Genomic DNA, 18,705 nt, shown 5'->3' with positions numbered 1-18,705 from the left:
CTGCGCGAGGAGTATGGTCAGCAGAAGCCCTTGAAGGGCGCGCGGATTGCCGGATCGCTGCACATGACCATCCAGACCGCCGTTCTGATCGAGACGCTTGTGGCGCTGGGTGCCGACGTGCGGTGGGCCTCGTGCAACATCTTCTCCACGCAGGATCACGCGGCGGCGGCGATTGCGACAACGGGCGTTCCGGTCTTCGCGATCAAGGGCGAGACGCTGGAGGAATACTGGGACTATTGCGACCGCATATTCCGGTTCGAGGAAGGCGGCGCGAACATGATCCTCGACGATGGCGGGGACGCGACGCTTTACATTCTGCTGGGCGCGCGGGTCGAAGAGGGCGAGGACGATCTTATCGCCACGCCGACCAGCGAAGAGGAAGAGGCGCTGTTCGCGCAGATCCGCAAGCGCATCGCGGAAACGCCCGGCTGGTTCATCAAGCAGCGGCACATGATCAAGGGCGTGACCGAAGAGACCACCACCGGCGTTCACCGTCTTTACCAGATGATGGAGAAGGGGCACCTGCCGTTCCCGGCGATCAACGTGAATGATTCAGTGACCAAGTCGAAGTTCGACAACAAGTATGGCTGCAAGGAAAGCCTTGTGGACGGTATCCGCCGGGCCACCGACACGATGATGGCCGGCAAGGTCGCGGTTGTCTGCGGCTATGGCGACGTGGGCAAGGGCTCTGCCGCGTCGCTGCGCGGCGCCGGGGCGCGCGTGAAGGTGACGGAGGTCGATCCGATCTGCGCGCTTCAGGCGGCGATGGACGGGTTCGAGGTCACGACGCTGGAAGACGAGGTGACAAGCGCCGATATCTTCATCACCACCACCGGCAACAAGGACGTGATCCGCATCGAGCATATGCGCGAGATGAAGAACATGGCGATTGTCGGCAACATCGGCCATTTCGACAATGAGATCCAGATTGCGGCGCTCAAGAACCACAAATGGACCAATATCAAGGACCAGGTGGACATGATCGAGCTGCCGTCGGGCAACAGGATCATCCTGTTGTCGGAGGGGCGCCTTCTGAACCTCGGGAATGCGACGGGCCATCCGTCGTTCGTGATGTCGGCCAGCTTTACCAACCAGACGCTGGCGCAGATCGAGCTTTGGACGCGCGGGGACGCCTATGACAACGAGGTCTATGTGCTGCCCAAGCATCTTGACGAGAAGGTGGCGCGGCTTCACCTCGAGCGGGTCGGGGCAAAGCTGACCCAGCTTCTGCCCGATCAGGCCGACTATATCGGGGTGTCGGTCGACGGCCCCTTCAAGCCCGGCCACTACCGTTATTGAGAGGCGAGACCCCGGCGCGCGGTGGGGGCCTGTTCCTGATCAACGGGAAATGTCCTGATCAACGGGAAATGCGATAAATATAGTGGTCCGGGTCCGAAGGGTCCAGACCTTCGCATGTGTAGCCGGCCTTTTCCAGAACCCGGCGCGAGGCGACGTTGCCCTGATGCACTCTTGCGATCAGGGCGGTGATACCGGGATGAGCGGCGAAACTCTGTGCAGTGTAGAGTTGCACAATGGCGGTGCCATAGCCCCTGCCCCAATGATCCTCTCCCAGCCAGTAACTGATTTCGGCGGTGTCGTCGGTGTCCGCGGCGAACACGAGCCGAACCTGTCCGACGATGGTGCCTTCATGGATGACGGCGCGCACCTCGTGGTGGTTCGATCTGTTCGACAGGTCGATCAGGGTGGCGGCGGCGTCATCGCTGATCGGGGTGTAGGGGTCAGGCAGGTGAGTCCAGATGTTCGGATTGTCGAGCAGGGCGCGGAAGGCGCGGGCATCCTCCTGACGCCACCGGCGGAGACCGAAGCCTGCGGCGGGGCCTGACACTTCACCGGTTTTCAGACGTTGGGCGCGGGCGCGCCATGAGGAGGACGATGGGCGCAAATCATCGAGCACCTCGGCGGGCACCCAACCCATTTGCAACGGATCATAGGCAATCGGAAGTCCATCGCGGCGGTGAGCCTGTCGATCGTCCCGGGATAGCGGCCCATCCGATCTTTTGCGCATCTGCGACTGCTTGCGTTTCATCTCACCTCCCTGACGGCCGGGGGGCAGGGCGGACGCACACCGACCAAATACCAACTTAGTCGTCATCAAGGCGGTTTCAAACCCGTCGGGTGAGATCTTCCGGCGGTTGAAATTAGTTCTTTGTGTCGTCCGCACCGGCGGCTAGGATTTCAGACCTATCAATGGTGGAGTGAGAGAATGGGAAAGCGGGACGATCTGATTACACAATATGCCGAAGATCTGCGCAACAAGTGCGGGATGGAGCCGGATATGAACCTTCTGACCAAGGTGACGATTGGCTGTGGACCGGCGATCTACGATGCTGACGCGTCCACTGTGGCGGCGACACAGGAGGGTGAGATCGAGACGGTGAAGAACAACTTCCTGATCAAGAAGCTGGGTCTGGCTGACAGCCCGAAGCTCATGGAGGCGATCAACGCCGTGATCGACACCTATGGCCGGTCGGAACGCAACAAGTACCGCGCCGTGGTTTACTACATGCTGGTCAAGCATTTCGGCAAGGAATCCGTTTACAGCTAGGGTGCCGGGAGCAAGCAGAGCGCATGGGAATTGCCCCCTTGGTTAAGCGGACGTTTCATTTTCCGACGTCATTTGAGGCACTTGAAATTTGCGCGCGGCACGGCAATCGGCTATGACTTGGGTATCGGTCAGGATGGCCAGGACCTAATTCAGAGACGCGTGTGGTGAGTAGGGAGCACGTGGGGGAGCGGGGGTTCTGGTCATGTGCGAGTCCGGACCCCCCGTTCGTTTATGTCAAGATTCAGGTGGACAGGCCGCCCAGAGAGCGGACGATCCTCCATTCCTCATCGGTTACGGGCTGCACTGACAAGCGTGAATTCTTCACAAGCATCATGCTGGCCAGTCGCGGATCGGATTTGATCGTGTCGAGCGTCACTGGATTGGGAAGGGGGTCGAGAGCCTTGATATCCACGCACTCCCAGCGGTCATCGTCCGTGGTGCTGTCGGGATGGGCCTCTGCGATCACCTCGACGATGCCGACGACGGCCTTCTCTTTCTGGGAGTGGTAGAAGAAACCCAGATCGCCGAGCGCCATCTCACGCATGAAATTGCGCGCCTGATAGTTGCGCACGCCATCCCATTCCTCTCCGGCGGCGCCCTTGTCGAGCTGGTCTTGCCAGCTCCAGGTGGAGGGTTCGGATTTGAAAAGCCAGTACCGCATCAGCCGATCACCTTCTTCCAAGCATTAATTGTGACGCTTTCGAAAAGCCCGGCCTTCGCATAGGGATCATTGTCGGCCCAGGCGCGCGCGGCGTCCTTGTCAGGAAGATCGAGGATCAGGAGAGAGCCGATCATGGCGCCATCATCGTCGAGCAGCGGGCCGGCCAACACGACGACGCCGGTTTCCTTTACATATGCGAGATGCGCGTCGCGGTTGGCCTTGCGTATGTCATGGGCACCGGGACGGTCACGTGCGATCAGGGCGAAGAGCATGGTTCATTCCTCTTTCAGAGGGCGTGACAGGAGCGTGTCGAGAGCTTCGGATACTCCTATTCTGCGGTCAAGAAGCGCCACGACAACGGCAGTTATGGGCATGTCGGTTTTCAACTCCGCGGCGCGCGCGGCCGTGGCGCGGGCGGTGGCGGCGCCTTCGACCGTGATCGAGGTGTCGAACTCTTCACCCCGCCCCAATGAGAGGCCGAGGCGGTAGTTGCGCGATTGCTCGGAGGTGCAGGTCAGCGTGAGATCGCCAAAGCCCGACAGGCCCGACAGCGTGTCGGGTTGTGCGCCAAGGGCCGCGGCCATGCGGTTCATCTCGGCATAGCCTCGGGTCATGAGCGCGGCGCGCGCGCTTTCGCCCAGACCTGCGCCAATAGTCGCGCCGCAGGCGATGGCCATGACATTCTTCAACGCGCCCCCCAACTCCGCGCCCGTGGTGTCGGTCGTGCGATAAAGGCGGATGTTGGGCGTGATCAGTGACTGTTGAAGAGATTTTCCGATGTCATGATCTCGACACGCCAGTGTCAATGCAGTGGGCAAGCCGCGCGCGATGTCGGCGGCAAAGCTCGGCCCTGTCAGGATCGCGGCGGTTGTATTCGGTGCGGCCTCGTGGATCACTGCCACGGGGCCCAGACCGGTGCCAAGCTCAATCCCCTTGCAGCAGGCGACGAGGGTCCGCCTGTCAAGTTCCGGATGATCATGCAACAACGAGCGGAGGGTTTGCATCGGCACGGAAAGAAGGATTGTATCGCCAAGCGTATCAGCGAATTGGGCGGTAACAGTGACTGTTTCTGGAAGATTCGCGCCCGGAAGGCGGGCGCTATTCTCGCGGCTCTCCTGCATCGCCTTTGCGGTCTCTGGGTTGCGGGCCCAGAGGGTGACGGGCGTGCCGCCGCGCCCCAGAGCGATGGCCAGTGCGGTGCCAAAGGCGCCGGCACCGAGGATGGAAACGCTCATGCTTTTGCCCCCTTCTTGCCACTGCCCAGGAGCGCGGCGGCCGCCTGATCAAGCGGCCACCGCGGGCGGGCCACCAGTGCCATGTCATCGCGGTGGCCAGCGTGGAAGAGTTCCAGTCCCGCATAGGCGATCATCGCGGCATTGTCGGTGCAAAGCTCCAGTGGCGGGGCGGTGAAGGCGACACCCAGATCGGTGCAAACCGTCTCTAACCTTGCGCGAATGGCGCTGTTTGCCGCGACGCCACCCGCGACGGCAAGAAGGGGGTGTGCCGGGGTCTGTTCGACATAGATCGTCACTGCGCGTGCGGTTTTCGCGGCCAGCACATCGACCACCGCCGCCTGAAACGAGGCACACAGATCGGCACGATCCTGCCGGGTCAGCCCGCCCTTCTCCGATAGGATCGTATCGCGGGCGCGCAGGAGGGCCGTCTTCAATCCCGAGAACGACATGTCGCAGCCGGGTCGGTCGAGTAGGGGCCGGGGAAACCTGAACCGCCGCGCATCGCCTTTTGTCGCCTCTGCCTGCACCGAGGGGCCGCCCGGTTGCGGCAGGCCCAGAAGGCGCGCGGTCTTGTCGAACGCCTCGCCCGGGGCATCGTCGATCGTGCCACCGAGGCGGGTAAAGCTGTCTGCGCCGCGTGCGATCAGAAACTGGCAATGCCCACCGGAGACAAGCAACATCAGGTAAGGATAGGCGGCCCCATCCGTCAGCCGCGGGGTGAGCGCATGGCCCGCAAGATGGTTCACCCCGATCAGCGGAAGACCCAGCCCTGCCGCGAGCCCCTTGGCGCACATCACGCCGGACAGAACCCCGCCGATCAGCCCCGGCCCGGCGGTCACGGCGATGGCGTCGATATCGCGCAGCGACAGTCCGGCGACGGCAAGCGCCTCTTCCACGCAAAGGTCGAGCTTTTCGGCATGGGCGCGGGCGGCGATTTCCGGCACCACGCCGCCGAACCGGGCGTGAAGCTCTGATTGTCCGTAGACGATGGAGGCCAGAATTTCCGGCGGGGACTCATCGGTCTGGCGCAGTATCGCGGCGGCGGTATCGTCGCAGCTGCTTTCCAGCCCGAGAATGGTCACTGTCTGGCTCATCTTGCCTGCCCGTTGCGCAAGGGGTGACAGGCAGGTATCACCAGAGCGCGCGGCAAACAATGGGGATGCGGATGATGGGGACGGGGACGACGATCCTGCTTACCCGCCCCCGCGAGGGGTCGGATGCCTTCGCTGCGGCGCTGCGCGCGGCTGGTGTCGAAGCGCCGATCGTGATTTCACCCCTGTTGCGGATCGAGAGGCTGGGCGTGGTGCCGGACCTGTCGGGATTCCGGGGTGTCATCTTCACCTCGAAGAACGGGGTGGAGACGGTGCCCGGTGCGGGGCTTCCGGTGTGGTGCGTGGGCCAAGCCACTGCCGAGGCCGCTGTCGCGCGCGGCTGGCAGCCCGCTGGGACGCAAGGCGATGCCGAAAGCCTTTTTGAGCGGATTTGTGCCGACAAGCCGGAGGGGCCACTTCTGCACATTCGCGGCGAGCATACGCGAGGCGATCTGGCCGCGCGGCTTTGTGCGGCCGGGATCGAGACGCGGGAAACCATTGTCTACAGGCAGGTTCTTCAAGACCTTGACGAAGATGCGATGCGCCTGCTTCAGGGGGAAAAACCGCTCGTTTGTCCGTTGTTTTCTCCTCGGACGGCGCAGCAACTGGCCGATCAGGGGCCGTTTGCGGCGCCGCTTCAACTGATCGCGATCAGTTCGGCGGTGGCGGAGGAACTGCGCGGATTGCCCCGGGAACGGCTGCTCGTCGCAAAGGCACCTGACGCGCAAGCCATGCTGAATGCGGTAAAATCCGTCTGCGATGCAGCATGACGCATTGAGGGTCAGGCGGGGCTTGCCTAGACTTGAGGAACTTTGTGGCCAAGTTGGCCGTAGATTCGAAAGGGTGGTATCAAGTGGCGAAATCGGACAAGCCAAATACCGGCAAGACCGAGGACACGACGGAAGATCAGGTTCAGCCGGAGGCCGCGGATACCGAAGACGCGGCTTCACAAGCGCGTCAAGACGACGAGCAGGAGACCGCGAAGACGGACGAGGATTCCGCCCCCCCCGCCGAAGACGAGAAGCTGGCGGAGCCGGAGGCCGCCGAATTGTCCGAGGCAGAGGCTGTAGATGCGGCCGGGGATAGCCACGATGACGCAGTTGGCGCAGCGGACGCGGAGCAGCAGAGCAGCGAAGCCCCCGAAGCGGCGCCCGCACCCCCGCCACCTCTTCAGGAGGCGCCGGCCCAGCGGCGGGGCGGGTTCGTGGCACTGGTTCTTGGCGGGGTTGTTGCCGCTGCGATCGGATTTGGTGCAGCGCAGATCGTCGGCCCGCTCGATCCATCAGGGGAAGAGACGCTTGCCGCGCTTGAGGCGCGGCTCGCAGAGCAAGACGACCGGATTGCGGCCCTGCAAGCGGAGCAGTCGGATACTTCGCGAACCGTTGACGAAGTGGCGGCGACAAGTGCCGGGATTGATGAACTTCAGGAACTTCCCGCCCGCATGGATGACCTCACGTCACGAGTTGAGGAGTTGTCCGCGACCGTCGGTGGTTTTGACGACCGGATAGCCGCGCTGGAGAAGCGCCCCATGACAGAGGGACTTTCGGAGGAAGCGATCGCCGCCTATCAGCGGGAAGTGGAAGAGTTGCGGGCGGCGGTTGCCGATCAGAACGCCGAAGCCGAAGAAATGCGCGAGAATGCCCGCACGAGTGCGCAACAGGCGCTGGCGCGTGCGGCGCTGACGCGGGTGATCTCGGCGCTTGACTCCGGTGGGCCGTATGAGGCGGCGGTCACCGACCTGAGAAGCAGCACCGGACAGGATACTCCGGACGCTCTTTCCGCCCATGCCGATACGGGGGTTGCGACGCTTGCCAGCTTGCAGGATACCTTTCCCGACCTGGCGCGGCGTGCGCTTGCGCAGGCGCGGCAAGCTGGGGACGGCGAGGATGCCAATCCGCTTGCCAGCTTCCTGCGTGATCAACTTGGAGCGCGTTCCGTGACGCCGCGCGAAGGGTCTGATCCGGATGCGGTTCTGTCACGCGCGGAGTCTGCGTTGCGCGACGGGCGGCTTGAACAGGCGCTCGAAGAGATTGCCACATTGCCGGAGCCTGCACGCGCCGTAATGGCAGACTGGATCGAGCGGGCGGAAACACGGCTGGCTGCGACGCAGGCTGCCGAAACACTTTTACAACGCCTAAACGGCAACTGAAGGTCATTTCATGCTTTGGTCTCTGCTCAAGATTATAATTTTTGTCGCGGCGATCGCCGGGCTGACCTATGGCGCGGGCTGGTTGCTGGAGACCGATGGCGGGGTCATGATCACCTTTGGCGGGGTGGAATACACTCTCCAGCCGTTGCAGGCCGCGATTGCTCTGGTGCTTTTGGTATTTGCCGTCTGGGTGATCCTGAAACTTGTTTCGCTTCTGGTGGCGGTGTTGCGCTTCATCAATGGGGATGACACGGCGATCAGCCGTTATTTCAGCCGCAACCGCGAACGGAAGGGGTATCGTGCGCTGACAGAGGGTCTCATGGCGTTGGCCTCTGGCGAAGGGCGGCTTGCGATGGAAAAGGCGCGCCGGGCGGAGAAGTTTCTCGGCAAGCCCGAGTTGACCGATCTCATCACGGCGCAGGCCGCCGAGATGTCCGGGGATCGAAAGAAAGCCGAGGAAGTCTACAAGCGCCTTCTGACCGAGGATACAACCCGTTTCGTTGGGCTGCGCGGCCTGATGAAGCAGAAGTTGTCGGATGGAAAGACCGACACGGCGCTGAAGCTGGCGCAGACCGCCTTTGCGCTCAAGCCGAAGCATGAGGAAACGCAGGACATCCTGCTGCGGCTTCAGACGGAGACCCATGACTGGAAGGGTGCCCGCGCGACGTTGAACGCCAAGCTCAAACATGGCAACCTTCCACGCGAGGTTCATCGGCGCCGTGATGCGGTGCTGGCGTTGTCGGAGGCGAAAGAGCTTCTGGATGACGACAGCACCATCGAGATGCGCGAAGAAGCAATAGAGGCGAACCGGCTGTCGCCCGACCTGATTCCGGCGGCGACCATGGCGGCGCGCAGTTATATCGCCAAGGGCAAGCTACGTCATGCAACGCGAATCCTGAAGAAGACGTGGGAGGTGCAACCGCACCCTGATCTGGCCGCCGCGTTTGCGGAAATCGCCCCGGACGAATCCCCGGCAGAGCGGATCAAACGCTTTGAGACGCTGGTAAAATCCACGCCCGATCACCCCGAGACAAGGATGCTAATGGCCGAGTTGCACATCGCGGAAGAGGACTTTCCCGGTGCGCGGCGTGCTTTGGGCGATCTCTATGTCACCGATCCGACGGCGCGCGCACTGACCATCATGGCCGCGATCGAACGCGGCGAGGGCGCCAGTGACACGGTTGTACGGGGCTGGTTGGCGCGGGCAATCACGGCGCCGCGCGGGCCGCAATGGATCTGCACGAACTGTCACAACATTCATGCAGAATGGGTGCCGGTCTGCGAAAACTGCCAAAGCTTCGACACGCTGAGCTGGGAGTCGCCCCCGGAACAGGAAGTCATGCCCGGTTCGGGTGTCGGGATGCTGCCGCTCATCGTTGGAACGCTGGAGGACGCAAGCACTACCAGCGAGGATCAAGCGGTTGAAGAGGTGGAGATGCCACCGGAGGAAACAGCCGTCGAGCCGCATGAAATCCGTGATGCGGAAGTCTATGACGAAACGGGCGATATCTATGACGGAACAAAGCCGCGAGAGCGTGAAAAATAGCCCTTTTCCATCGCGTTGGCGGGTGCTATTAGCCCCGCCCATGGGCCGCTGTAGCTCAGCTGGTAGAGCACGTCATTCGTAATGATGGGGTCGGGGGTTCGAGTCCCTTCAGCGGCACCACTTCTTCATATCTCGGGTTCGGTCATCCTGGCGCGCAGTGAGCGTGCCGGGTGACGTTTTGGTTATGGTTGCGTCATTCATTCGTTTGCTGGATTGTCGGACCAACTATCGGTTTCGCAGGTCACTCGCCCTTCTGAGTGGTGGGTGGCCTGCGCAGTGTTCGAAACCGCGTCGTTTGGGTGAAACCAGCACCTACAGAACAGGAGGAATGGGAAGAGATGAAGGCACTTCTGAGTGAAACGCCAGGTGGCCCTGAAACGCTTTTGTTGAAGGAGCTTCCAACCCCGGAGCCGGGTGAGGGGCAGGTTCGGGTGAAGGTGCGGGCCGTTGGTGTGAACTTCCCCGATCTGCTGATCATCAAGGACCAGTATCAGTTCAAACCGGAGCGCCCGTTTTCCCCCGGAGCAGAGCTTGCCGGAGTCGTCGATGCCGTGGGGCCGGAGGTTACGGGGCTTTCTGTCGGAGACCGTGTCATGGCATTGCCTCTTTGGGGGGGGATGAGAGGGGAGGTCTGCGTGCGTGCCGACCTGTGCCACAAACTGCCCGATGACGTGAGTTTCGAACAGGCCGCCGCGCTTCAGATGACCTATGGCACCTCCCTCTACGGGCTTGAGGCGCGGGGCGGGCTGACAGCCGGAGAGACACTATTGGTTCTTGGCGCGGCGGGCGGAGTCGGGCTTGCCGCAGTTGAGTTGGGCCATGCGCTTGGTGCGCGAGTGATCGCGGCCGTCAGCAGTGAAGAGAAGCGGCGCGTGGCGATGGAACATGGCGCCGAAGACGGAGTTGTGTATCCGGGCGGGCCGCTGGATCGTGATGATCAAAAGGCGCTCAGCTCCGCGTTTCGAGAAAAGCTCGGAAAATCAGGCGCTGATGTGATCTTTGACACGGTCGGGGGTGACTATACGGAGCCGGCGCTTCGTTCCGTTGCGTGGCTGGGCCGCTATCTGATCGTCGGGTTTCCTGCGGGCATTGCGAAAATCCCTGCGAATCTTCCGCTGCTGAAGTCCTGTGATATTCGTGGCGTCTTCTGGGGCGCGGCGGTTGAGCGGGACAATGCAGGATTTCACCGCGATATGGACAGGCTTCTGGGATTGCTGGGTGAGGGTAGGCTCAATCCGAGGATTCATGCCTCCTATCCGCTTGAGAAGGCCGGGGATGCGATCGCGGAACTCTCCACCCGCGGGATTATCGGCAAGGTGATCGTGACGCTTGGCTAGACTCTGCGTGGAGTCTGGCAGGGGACCACCGCGAAGTCGCGCACCACGCCGCCGTATCCCAGCAGTCAACCGCCGTTGCGACTGTCAACCAATGTCGGAAGAATGTCTTCGCGCAGCTTGTTCTTGTCGATCTTGCCGTTGGCGTTCCGGGGCAGCGGGCCGTCGAAAAAGGTGAAGCCTTCGGGCACCTTGTAGTCCGATAGGCGCGACAGGCAGAGCGAAGTCAGATCGCTCTCGGTCAGATCGGACGTGCGCACGATCGCGGCATGAACACGTTCACCGAGAACCGGGCAGGGCTTGGCAAAAATTGCGGCCTCGGCCACGGCGGGATGATCGTTGAGTACATTCTCCACCTCGGCAGAGTAAATCTTCAACCCTCCGCGATTGATCATGTCCTTGGCCCGGTCGAGCACGCGGAAAAAGCCGTCTTCATCCTTCACGCCGATGTCGCCGGATTTCCAGAAGCCGCCCTGGAACGAAGTCTTCGTGGCCTTCGGGTTCCGCCAGTATCCCTTTACCACGTTGGGCCCGCTGAGCCAAAGCTCTCCGGGTTCCCCAACAGGCATTTCGCGACCATCGGGGCCCATGACAAGGGCGGTGGTCCCGGGCAGGGGGCGCCCCACGTATTCGCGTTTTTCCAGTGTGAAATCCGGGGGGGTGATCAGTTGCGCGACCACCGTTTCGGTGGCGCCATAACAGTTTGTAAGACCCAGCCCGGGAATGGTTTCATTCAGGCGTCTGATCGTCGGTTCGGGCATCGGTGCGCCCCCGAATCCGCCAAGCCGCCAGCATGACAGGTCGCGATCGGCAAAGTCGGGTTGCAGCAGGCAGAGGTTGTACATCGCCGGAACCATGAGCGTGTAGGTCATGCGCTCGGCTTCGGCGAGATCGAGGAACGCCTTCGCCCGGAAGGACTCCATCAAGATCATGCAGGCCCCGGCGCGCACCGGCCCCGAGATCAGCGCCGCAATGCCGGTGACATGATTGAGCGGGACCGCCGCCAACGCCCTGTCACCCGGGTGGAGCTGCATGGTCACGGCATAGTCCATGCCTGCATGAACAATATTGAGATGCGTGAGCATCGCGCCCTTGGGTTTTCCGGTGGTGCCGGAGGTATAAAGGATCAGGGCGAGGTCTTCTTCATCAGGGAAGTCCTCGTCAAGCTCTGGGCCATCATTGAGATCATCATAGGCCACGAACTTGACCGCCTGGCCATCGGGCAGGCGTTCATTTTGTCGATTGTCATGAACCAGAAGCATCGCGCCACTGTCTTCGACAAAATGGGCGACTTCATGGACATTGGCACGGACACTGACCGGCACTGATACTGCGCCAAGCCGCGCAAGCGCGAAAAGCATGACGACGAAGGCCGGAGCGTTGTGAAAGATCATCACGACCCGGTCACCGCCCGTCACGCCCACTCCCTTCAGGGCGCGCGCTATCCTGTCACATTCGCGGTCAAGCTCGGCCCAGGTGAGGCGGGTTTTTCCCATGACCAGCGCCTCGTTTTCGGGATGACGCGAGACGCTCTCGGAGAGAAGTTGATGAAAGTGTGCCGGCCGATCCCGAAAGCACGGCACGACGCGATCTCCGAAATGAGACTCGTGTTGCAACGCGGGAAAGTCTGCGGGCGTCCAGCTCATCCTTGGGTGTGTCCTTGGTCTTTGGTCCGAAGCGCGGCTGCCTCAGAGGTTCACTCCGGGTTCGATACGGGCATCCATTTCAGAGCCGGAAAGCAACCAGCCCCGCATCAAGTCGCGAAGATGTTTGTGCATCCACTCGCGGGCAACCATCGCATCCCCTGTTTCCAGTGCGGCCACAATCCGCTGATGCGCCTCAAGGTTGCGCTGCGCGGCTTGTTCGATCCTCGGCCGGATCTTTTCAAACGCGGTATAAAGCAGAATGCCGACAGGTTCCCGCGAAAGCAGGAGCACCCGATTTCCGGTGAACTCGGCCAGCATGCTGTGAAACTCCATGTCAAGCTTGGCGGGGCTGTTGCCTGCTTCGATGGTGCTTGCCATTTCTCTCACATTGGTCTTCAGGATATCGAGCGAGTCCTTGTCGATGGCGGTGGCCGCGAGTTCTGCCGAAAGAGGCTCAAGTTGGTTTGCAACCTGCCAAAGCTCTCGGAATGAAACCTTTTGCAGGATCATCGCGCGGGTCAGGCGAGGGGCGAGATCGTCGTGATCGGGGATCGTGACGATGAGGCGCTTGCGTCCTTCGCGACTGACAAGCCCTTCGCTTTCGAGCTGACGGATACCTTCGCGCACGGTGGAGCGATTCACACCGAATCTTTCAGCCAGCTCAACCTCAGGCGGCAGCGTTTCACCCGGTTTGAGGGCACCATCGAGAATAAGCTTCTGCAACTCGCTTGAAATCACCTGATACGCGGGCGGAACTCTGAGCTTGTCGATGGGGAGCATTCCGAATTTGTCCTCTTTCACTGGATACACCCCGAGTCCTTAGCTGGTCTGTCGGACAGATTACAGCGCCCCGTCAGCATTGTCATTCGGCGGCGAGCGTTGTTCGACGGGTTGTGGCCCTTTTCAGTTCTGCCCGTGCGATCGTTCGCAGATGAACCTCATCCGGACCATCGACGAAACGAAGCGCACGACCCCACGTCCACAGATACGACAGGGGCGTGTCGGGTGTGAGGCCGGCCGCGCCGAAAACCTGCATCGCCCGATCCAGAACCCGGGTCTGCAAGCGGGCCGCTGCCACTTTGATCTCCGAGACAAGCACCCGTGCCGCCTTGTTGCCTTCCTTGTCCATCAGCCAACTCGCATAGAGGTTCAAAAGCCGCGCCTGATCAATTTCGATCCTGCTTTCAGCGATCCAGTCCTGAATGTTGGCGTTGTCCGCCAGTGGCTTGCCAAAGGTTTCGCGGGTCTGGGCTCGGTCGCACATCAGCTCGAGCGCATACTCGCATTGTCCGATGGTTCGCATGCAGTGATGGATGCGCCCGGGTCCGAGTCGTGCCTGCGCAATGGCAAATCCTGCCCCCTGTTCGCCGAGAAGGTTACTTGCGGGCACGCGTACGTCCTTGAACTCCACCTCGCAATGACCATCGGGCGCATGGTGGTGCATGATCGGTACATCGCGCACCACGCGAAAACCCGGCGTGTCGGTTGGTACGATAACAAAACTGTGCCGTTGGTGTCGCGAGGCGTCCTCGTCCGTATCGGAGATTCCCATGACGAGCGTGAAGGCGAACTTCGGATGCATGGCGCCGGTCGTGAACCATTTGCGTCCGTTGATCACATATTCGTCGCCATCCCGCTGGATCGTCGTTTCCAGATTTGTCGGATCGGATGAGGCGACATCGGGTTCCGTGATCGAGACGCCGGACCGGATCGTCCCGTTCAAAAGCGGATTCAGCCAACGCTCACGCTGTTCCGGGGTGGCGAACATGTGCAGAATTTCCATGTTGCCAGTGTCGGGCGCGTTACAGTTGAAGACCTCAGAGGCCCAGGGCAGACGCCCCATGATCTCGGCCAGTGGTGCGTACTCCTGATTTGACAGGCGTGTGCCCGGTTCATCATCACGCAGCGCAGGCAGAAAGAGGTTCCACAGACCCGCCTCTTTTGCCTTCTCCTTCAGGCCGTCAATCAAGCTTTCAGGATAGCGATCTTCATGCGCGATACGTTGATACTCTGCGTCGGCGGGCCAAACGTGGCGATCCATGAAGTCCTGCAACTGCGAGCAGAGCTTCTTAACGCGTGGGGTGTATTCAAAATCCATATCACATGATCCTTCGTTTGAGCGGTCAGGGCAGGTCGGTGCCGTCGCCGGAAATAAGCGCAGCTCCGCGTTCGGCAAGTTTTGGAGCGATGCGGCCCACTTCCTCGGCATTAGCTGAGGCCGCGTTTCCCTTGCGTGCGCGGTCTGCGATTCCTTCGAAGATTACCGCATTGCGAAAGAGCGCAAAAGCAAGGTGAAATCTGGTCAGTCGATCATCGTTGCCGCGTGCCCGGGCATAGTTTTCGATGAAGTCCTGCATGCTTGGCAATCCCAATGAATCGAGATCGGCATCGGCGAGACCCACGCCAAAGTCGGCGGTATCCATCAGCCATATGTATGCGCAGGTATGGGCCAAATCGGCCAGCGGATGGCCCAAGGTTGACAGTTCCCAGTCGAGGACCGCCGATATGCGTGGCTCGGTTGGGTGCAGGATCAGGTTCCCGGTCCGGAAGTCCCCGTGAACAAGCGTTGTTCTGTCATCCTCGGGACAATTCCGCGGCAACCAGTCGATCAACGCCTCGATGGCGGCGGAATCCCGGGGGGTCGATTGTCGCCATTGATTGGTCCAGCGGGCAATCTGACGCTGAAAAAAACCGCCAAATCGGCCAAAATCCGTGAGACCTACCGCAGCGATATCTACCTTGTGTATCTGTGCCAGAGTTTTTGCCATCTCGCGATAAACCGGACGACGGTGCTCTCGCGGCAGATCCGAAAGAGTATTGTCATGCAAGATCAATCCTTCAACCCGGTCCATCACATAAAAGGGGGTTCCCACGATGGAAGAGTCCGCTTCGTAGAGACGCATGCGCGGGACGCGCACGCCTGCACTCGAGACGGCCATTTGCACCTTGAACTCACGGTCAACCGCATGCGCCGAGGGCAGAATTCTGCCGGGCGGACGCTTTCGTAGAACCAAATCGCCACTGTCGTATTGCAGGAAATAGGTGGGGTTCGATTGTCCGCCGCTGATCCTTTCCACGCCGCGCAATGGGCCAAGACCCGGCAGGTGCACACGCAGATAGTCATCGAGCTGAGCGACGTCGAAATCCGGTGAGGTGGCGGGGGTGCGAAACAAACGGTCAACCTTTTAAGTTGGATTGTCGGACAAATAATATGTTCACGCTTCTCAGGTCAACCAGAATTGGTTGACCGATGCTCAATTCTCGATAGCTTGTCCAACAAGCCGACCGCGAGGAAGTCATGAGTGGAAACGACGTTCTATATGACAGAGAGGGCGCTGCTGCGGTATTGACGCTGTGCCGACCGGAAAAGCTGAATGCCGCCCGACCGGAAACCCATGAAGCGCTGATTGCGGGGCTCGATCGGGCCGAGGCCGATGAGGCCGTACGCTGTGTGATCATCACAGGTGCAGGTCGTGCCTTTTGTGCCGGAACCGATATTTCCGATGGGTTTGGTCTTCCTCATGGCGGGAATCCTGAGACCGGAGAGGGGGTGCCGCCCGATATTGGTGGTGTTACGGTCCTTCGACTGTTCCGCATGAACAAGCCCCTGATCGCAGCGGTCAACGGCATTGCGGCGGGATTTGGTGCAAGCCTTTCCATTGCCTGCGACTTCCGACTGGCATCAGATAGCGCGAAATGGGCGTTCATCTTTGCGCGCCGGGGTATCGCGGCGGAAAGCTGTTCAAGCTGGTTCCTGCCGCGTGTCGTCGGAGTGGAAACCGCGCTCGACTGGATGCTGACCGGCCGCACGGTTTCGGCGAAGGAGGCGCGCGATGAGGGGCTTGTCCGCAAACTTCTTTCCGAGGCGGAGTTGTTGCCCGCCGCCTTGGCCATCGCCGAGGAGATTGCCGCCAACACCGCGCCAGTGTCGGTTGCGATGAATAGGCGTCTGGTCTGGGAGATGATGGGGGCCGCACATCCCGCAGAGGCGCATGCACTCGAATCCAGGGCTATTGCTGCACGCTTGTCGCATCGCGACAGCGCCGAGGGCGTGGCGGCTTTCTCCGAGAAACGTCGTCCGAATTTTGACCAACGCCTGGATGCCGCATCTGTCATGCGTGGCTGGTGGCCAGAAGAGACAGGGTGAAAACGGACAAGCCTTCGCCGAAGCAGGAAAAAGAGATGGTTGAACATTGCAGCACAGAACCTGTCGCGTTGATTACGGGTGCAGGAACAGGTGTTGGAGCCGCCTGTGCGAAACGTATGGCCACCCGCGGGTTCAACGTTGTTGTCAATTTTCGCAGCAGCGCCAACGAGGCCGAAGCCGTTGTCAGGCAATGCCAGTCAGTGGGCGTTGGCGCGCTTGCCATTCAGGGTGATGTGGAACGAGATCACGACTGTCGGGCCATTGTTGAAGCGGCGCGACACCAATGGGGCCGTGTGGATACACTTATCAACAGTGCAGGGCTCACGCAGTTTACGGATTTTCCTGATCTTGAGGGTCAGAACGCTGAAGATTTTTATAGGATCTACGGGGTCAACGTCATCGGCGCCTATCAAATGGCTCGCGCTGCGGCGCCGTTGTTGAAACGTGGCGGTATCGGGGCGGTGGTGAATATTTCTTCGATCGCAGGAATGACGGGGAATGGATCGTCCATAGCGTATGTTACTTCAAAGGGTGCGCTCAACACGCTTACCAAGTCCCTCGCCCGCTTGTTGGCGCCAGAGGTTCGGGTCAATGCGATTCTTCCGGGACTCATTGATAGTGGCTGGTTCCTCAATGTCATGGGGGAGGAGGACTATACACGTATCAAGGATGCTTTTGCGGCGTCCTCTGCGCTTGGGGAAGTTTGTTCGCCGGACGATATAGCACAGGTCGCAGAGTTCTTGGCCGTGGATGCAACACGAATCACAGGACAGCTTATCCCGGTTGACGCTGGCGCGTTGCTGGGCGCTGGCTCGGTCAGTGTTTCACGCTCACTCAAAGGTCACGCCTGACATCCTTTTGTTGGGTGATGTCGTCTTGTTCTGCCCCATTCCCGACGGAAGAACGTAATTGTTTCGCGACTCTGTTGACTTGGGTTATCATGGTGGGCGGAGGACGATTTATTAGGGAAGAATATCCGGTGGGGAAGGGTTTCGAATTGTCGGACAAACAGACAGAAGTGATTGGTCCGAGCATAGGTATACCAAGGACTACGCCTGAATCGCGCACCAGCGGACCAAGCACGGCGCTGATACAAAATAGGCAATTGACAGAAAATTTGTTCTGTCGGACAAACGGACAGTCCTATTCTTGCCGGAACATGCTGCACTATCCGGTGTGATTGGAAGACAAGGCAAAGGAGGAGATTGCCTAATGAAGACCATTCTCAAAGGAGCGCTCGCTGCTGCCGCGATTTCAGTCGCAGTACCAGCCTCTGCTCAGAATCTGACACTTTCATCTTCGCTACCGCAGGTTCACTTCTGGGTTGGCGTTGCGCTAGACCGATTTGCTGACAAAGTGGAGGCCGAAACCGACGTTCGCTTTACCCGATTCTACGCGGGTGAACTTGTTGGCGTAGGCCGTGGTTTGGACGCGCTCCAGGGTGGAACTGTGGATGCCGTCACGCCGCTTTTGGCGCCCTATCACCCGGGTGTTTTCCCGCTGTCCGATATCAGCCAGGTGCCTGTCTACAATACTGACTCGCCCGCCGTAACGCGGGCCTTTCAGAAGATGCTCGACAGCGATGTGGAACTGGTGCCGGGCAAGACCTTCTATGACTACGAAATCGGCGACAAGGGGATCAAGGCCTGGGCGTTAGGCGCCACCGGGGCCTACGCAATTTCGACTTCCGGCAAGGAAGTCCGAGAGCCGTCCGATTTCGATGGACTGCAACTGCGTGCCGGTGCCGCACTGCAAACCATGACTCTGGAACAATTGGGCGTGAACCCGGTCACGATCACGGGTGCCGAGATATTCGAGGCGGTCTCGCGCAACACGATTGATGGGGCAATCATTTCCGTCGGCGACTGGAAGTCCTACTCCTTGGTTGGCCTTCTCGACTACACGATTGACGGCGTCGCGCTGGGGCACTGGGAGTCCTACAACGCAATGACACAAAGTGCCTGGGACAGCCTGACGCCCGAACAGCAAGAGGTCTTTGATCAAGCTGCGCGTGAGGTGGCCCTTGAAACAGCGGAGTTCATCGAGACTCAGGAAATCGAAGTCCGCGAAGAGGCTCGTGAACAAGGCGCAGTCTTTGAGGACGTTAGCGATCTGTCTCCCGAAATGCAGACACACATCGCCGATGCCGGCCGTCGTGCCTGGATCCAGTGGATCGAAGCGACCGAAGCCAATGGTCATCCCGCACGAGCCACCGCACAGCTCTGGGCGGAGCTCATTGCGGAAGAAGGCGGTGAACTGCCCGAAGGTGTGGCAGAATACCTCGCTGACTGACTTCTTAGATGGGGCGGCCAAACGCCGCCCCTGCTTGC

Annotated in this window: 18 protein-coding genes and 1 tRNA gene; 10 read left to right on the top strand and 9 right to left on the bottom strand. The window is 60.5% G+C overall.

The features are described 5' to 3' along the window. On the top strand, positions 1 to 1,299 hold a 1,299-nt coding region (gene ahcY / locus BMW66_RS15305; protein WP_139196190.1), incomplete at its 5' end, for an adenosylhomocysteinase. 58 nt (positions 1,300 to 1,357) lie between these two features. Here the strand turns inward: ahcY and BMW66_RS15300 are convergent. Continuing rightward, the gene (locus tag BMW66_RS15300; RefSeq protein WP_175483271.1) at positions 1,358 to 2,047 is read right to left on the bottom strand and encodes a GNAT family N-acetyltransferase; all 690 of its coding nucleotides are present in this window, start codon (positions 2,045 to 2,047) and stop codon (positions 1,358 to 1,360) included. A 177-nt stretch (positions 2,048 to 2,224) separates the two neighbouring features. Between BMW66_RS15300 and BMW66_RS15295 the strand changes: the two genes are divergently transcribed. Beyond that, complete coding sequence (locus BMW66_RS15295; RefSeq protein ID WP_093119761.1) at positions 2,225 to 2,566, top strand: DUF2853 family protein; 342 nt, start codon at positions 2,225 to 2,227, stop codon at positions 2,564 to 2,566. A 241-nt stretch (positions 2,567 to 2,807) separates the two neighbouring features. Here the strand turns inward: BMW66_RS15295 and BMW66_RS15290 are convergent, their stop codons facing one another. The 4 genes from BMW66_RS15290 to tsaD are packed head-to-tail and all read right to left on the bottom strand — an operon-like array spanning position 2,808 to position 5,556. Next, entirely contained in the window at positions 2,808 to 3,227 is a 420-nt protein-coding gene (locus BMW66_RS15290; protein ID WP_093119759.1) for an EVE domain-containing protein, read from the bottom strand. After that, positions 3,227 to 3,499 (bottom strand): YciI family protein, encoded by a 273-nt coding sequence (locus BMW66_RS15285; RefSeq protein WP_093119758.1) that lies wholly within the window; start codon positions 3,497 to 3,499, stop codon positions 3,227 to 3,229. Before BMW66_RS15285 ends, BMW66_RS15290 begins: the two co-directional genes overlap by 1 nt. Before the next feature lie 3 nt (positions 3,500 to 3,502). Further along, complete coding sequence (locus BMW66_RS15280) at positions 3,503 to 4,462, bottom strand: NAD(P)H-dependent glycerol-3-phosphate dehydrogenase (RefSeq protein WP_093119756.1); 960 nt, start codon at positions 4,460 to 4,462, stop codon at positions 3,503 to 3,505. Next, the gene (tsaD, locus tag BMW66_RS15275; protein WP_093119755.1) at positions 4,459 to 5,556 is read right to left on the bottom strand and encodes a tRNA (adenosine(37)-N6)-threonylcarbamoyltransferase complex transferase subunit TsaD; all 1,098 of its coding nucleotides are present in this window, start codon (positions 5,554 to 5,556) and stop codon (positions 4,459 to 4,461) included. Before tsaD ends, BMW66_RS15280 begins: the two co-directional genes overlap by 4 nt. A gap of 71 nt (positions 5,557 to 5,627) precedes the next feature. Here tsaD and BMW66_RS15270 point away from each other — a divergent pair, with 71 nt between their 5' ends. From BMW66_RS15270 to BMW66_RS15250, 5 genes are all read left to right on the top strand, one after another. Then, positions 5,628 to 6,323, top strand: a complete 696-nt coding sequence (locus BMW66_RS15270; protein WP_175483270.1) for a uroporphyrinogen-III synthase — start codon at positions 5,628 to 5,630, stop codon at positions 6,321 to 6,323. An 83-nt stretch (positions 6,324 to 6,406) separates the two neighbouring features. Beyond that, entirely contained in the window at positions 6,407 to 7,702 is a 1,296-nt protein-coding gene (locus BMW66_RS15265; protein ID WP_093119752.1) for a COG4223 family protein, read from the top strand. 10 nt (positions 7,703 to 7,712) lie between these two features. Next, positions 7,713 to 9,248: a heme biosynthesis protein HemY gene (locus BMW66_RS15260; RefSeq protein WP_093119750.1), complete on the top strand. Its 1,536-nt coding sequence runs from the start codon at positions 7,713 to 7,715 to the stop codon at positions 9,246 to 9,248. 44 nt (positions 9,249 to 9,292) lie between these two features. Further along, a tRNA-Thr gene (locus tag BMW66_RS15255) sits at positions 9,293 to 9,368 on the top strand. Positions 9,369 to 9,586: 218 nt separating this feature from the next. Continuing rightward, positions 9,587 to 10,585 carry an NADPH:quinone oxidoreductase family protein gene (locus BMW66_RS15250; RefSeq protein WP_093119749.1) on the top strand — a complete coding sequence of 333 codons (999 nt, stop codon included), beginning with the start codon at positions 9,587 to 9,589 and terminating at the stop codon, positions 10,583 to 10,585. A 65-nt stretch (positions 10,586 to 10,650) separates the two neighbouring features. On the opposite strand, the gene BMW66_RS15245 is transcribed toward BMW66_RS15250, so the two are convergent. The 4 genes from BMW66_RS15245 to BMW66_RS15230 form a co-directional block, all read right to left on the bottom strand. Next, positions 10,651 to 12,228 (bottom strand): class I adenylate-forming enzyme family protein, encoded by a 1,578-nt coding sequence (locus BMW66_RS15245; protein ID WP_093119748.1) that lies wholly within the window; start codon positions 12,226 to 12,228, stop codon positions 10,651 to 10,653. Between the two features lie 42 nt (positions 12,229 to 12,270). Then, positions 12,271 to 13,008 (bottom strand): FadR/GntR family transcriptional regulator, encoded by a 738-nt coding sequence (locus BMW66_RS15240; protein WP_093119747.1) that lies wholly within the window; start codon positions 13,006 to 13,008, stop codon positions 12,271 to 12,273. Positions 13,009 to 13,090: 82 nt separating this feature from the next. Beyond that, a complete protein-coding gene (locus BMW66_RS15235) occupies positions 13,091 to 14,404 on the bottom strand; it encodes an acyl-CoA dehydrogenase family protein (RefSeq protein WP_245729502.1) in 1,314 nt (437 codons plus the stop codon). Further along, positions 14,352 to 15,401: a phosphotransferase family protein gene (locus tag BMW66_RS15230; RefSeq protein ID WP_093119744.1), complete on the bottom strand. Its 1,050-nt coding sequence runs from the start codon at positions 15,399 to 15,401 to the stop codon at positions 14,352 to 14,354. The genes BMW66_RS15235 and BMW66_RS15230 overlap by 53 nt, the downstream gene beginning before the upstream one ends. Positions 15,402 to 15,526: 125 nt before the next feature. On the opposite strand from BMW66_RS15230, the gene BMW66_RS15225 reads away from it, so the two are divergent. From BMW66_RS15225 to BMW66_RS15215, 3 genes are all read left to right on the top strand, one after another. Beyond that, positions 15,527 to 16,375 (top strand): enoyl-CoA hydratase-related protein, encoded by an 849-nt coding sequence (locus BMW66_RS15225; protein WP_093119743.1) that lies wholly within the window; start codon positions 15,527 to 15,529, stop codon positions 16,373 to 16,375. Then, positions 16,372 to 17,226, top strand: coding sequence for an SDR family NAD(P)-dependent oxidoreductase (locus BMW66_RS15220; protein WP_217639320.1), 855 nt, complete (start codon positions 16,372 to 16,374; stop codon positions 17,224 to 17,226). Before BMW66_RS15225 ends, BMW66_RS15220 begins: the two co-directional genes overlap by 4 nt. Positions 17,227 to 17,587: 361 nt before the next feature. Continuing rightward, positions 17,588 to 18,667, top strand: a complete 1,080-nt coding sequence (locus tag BMW66_RS15215; protein WP_093119740.1) for a TRAP transporter substrate-binding protein — start codon at positions 17,588 to 17,590, stop codon at positions 18,665 to 18,667. The last annotated feature ends 38 nt before the right edge of the window (positions 18,668 to 18,705 follow it).

The sequence above is a fragment of the Salinihabitans flavidus genome (genome assembly GCF_900110425.1).
GTDB lineage: Bacteria > Pseudomonadota > Alphaproteobacteria > Rhodobacterales > Rhodobacteraceae > Salinihabitans > Salinihabitans flavidus.
The sequence above is the reverse complement of the archived record's forward strand: the minus strand, read 5'-3'. Positions and strand labels throughout refer to the sequence as shown.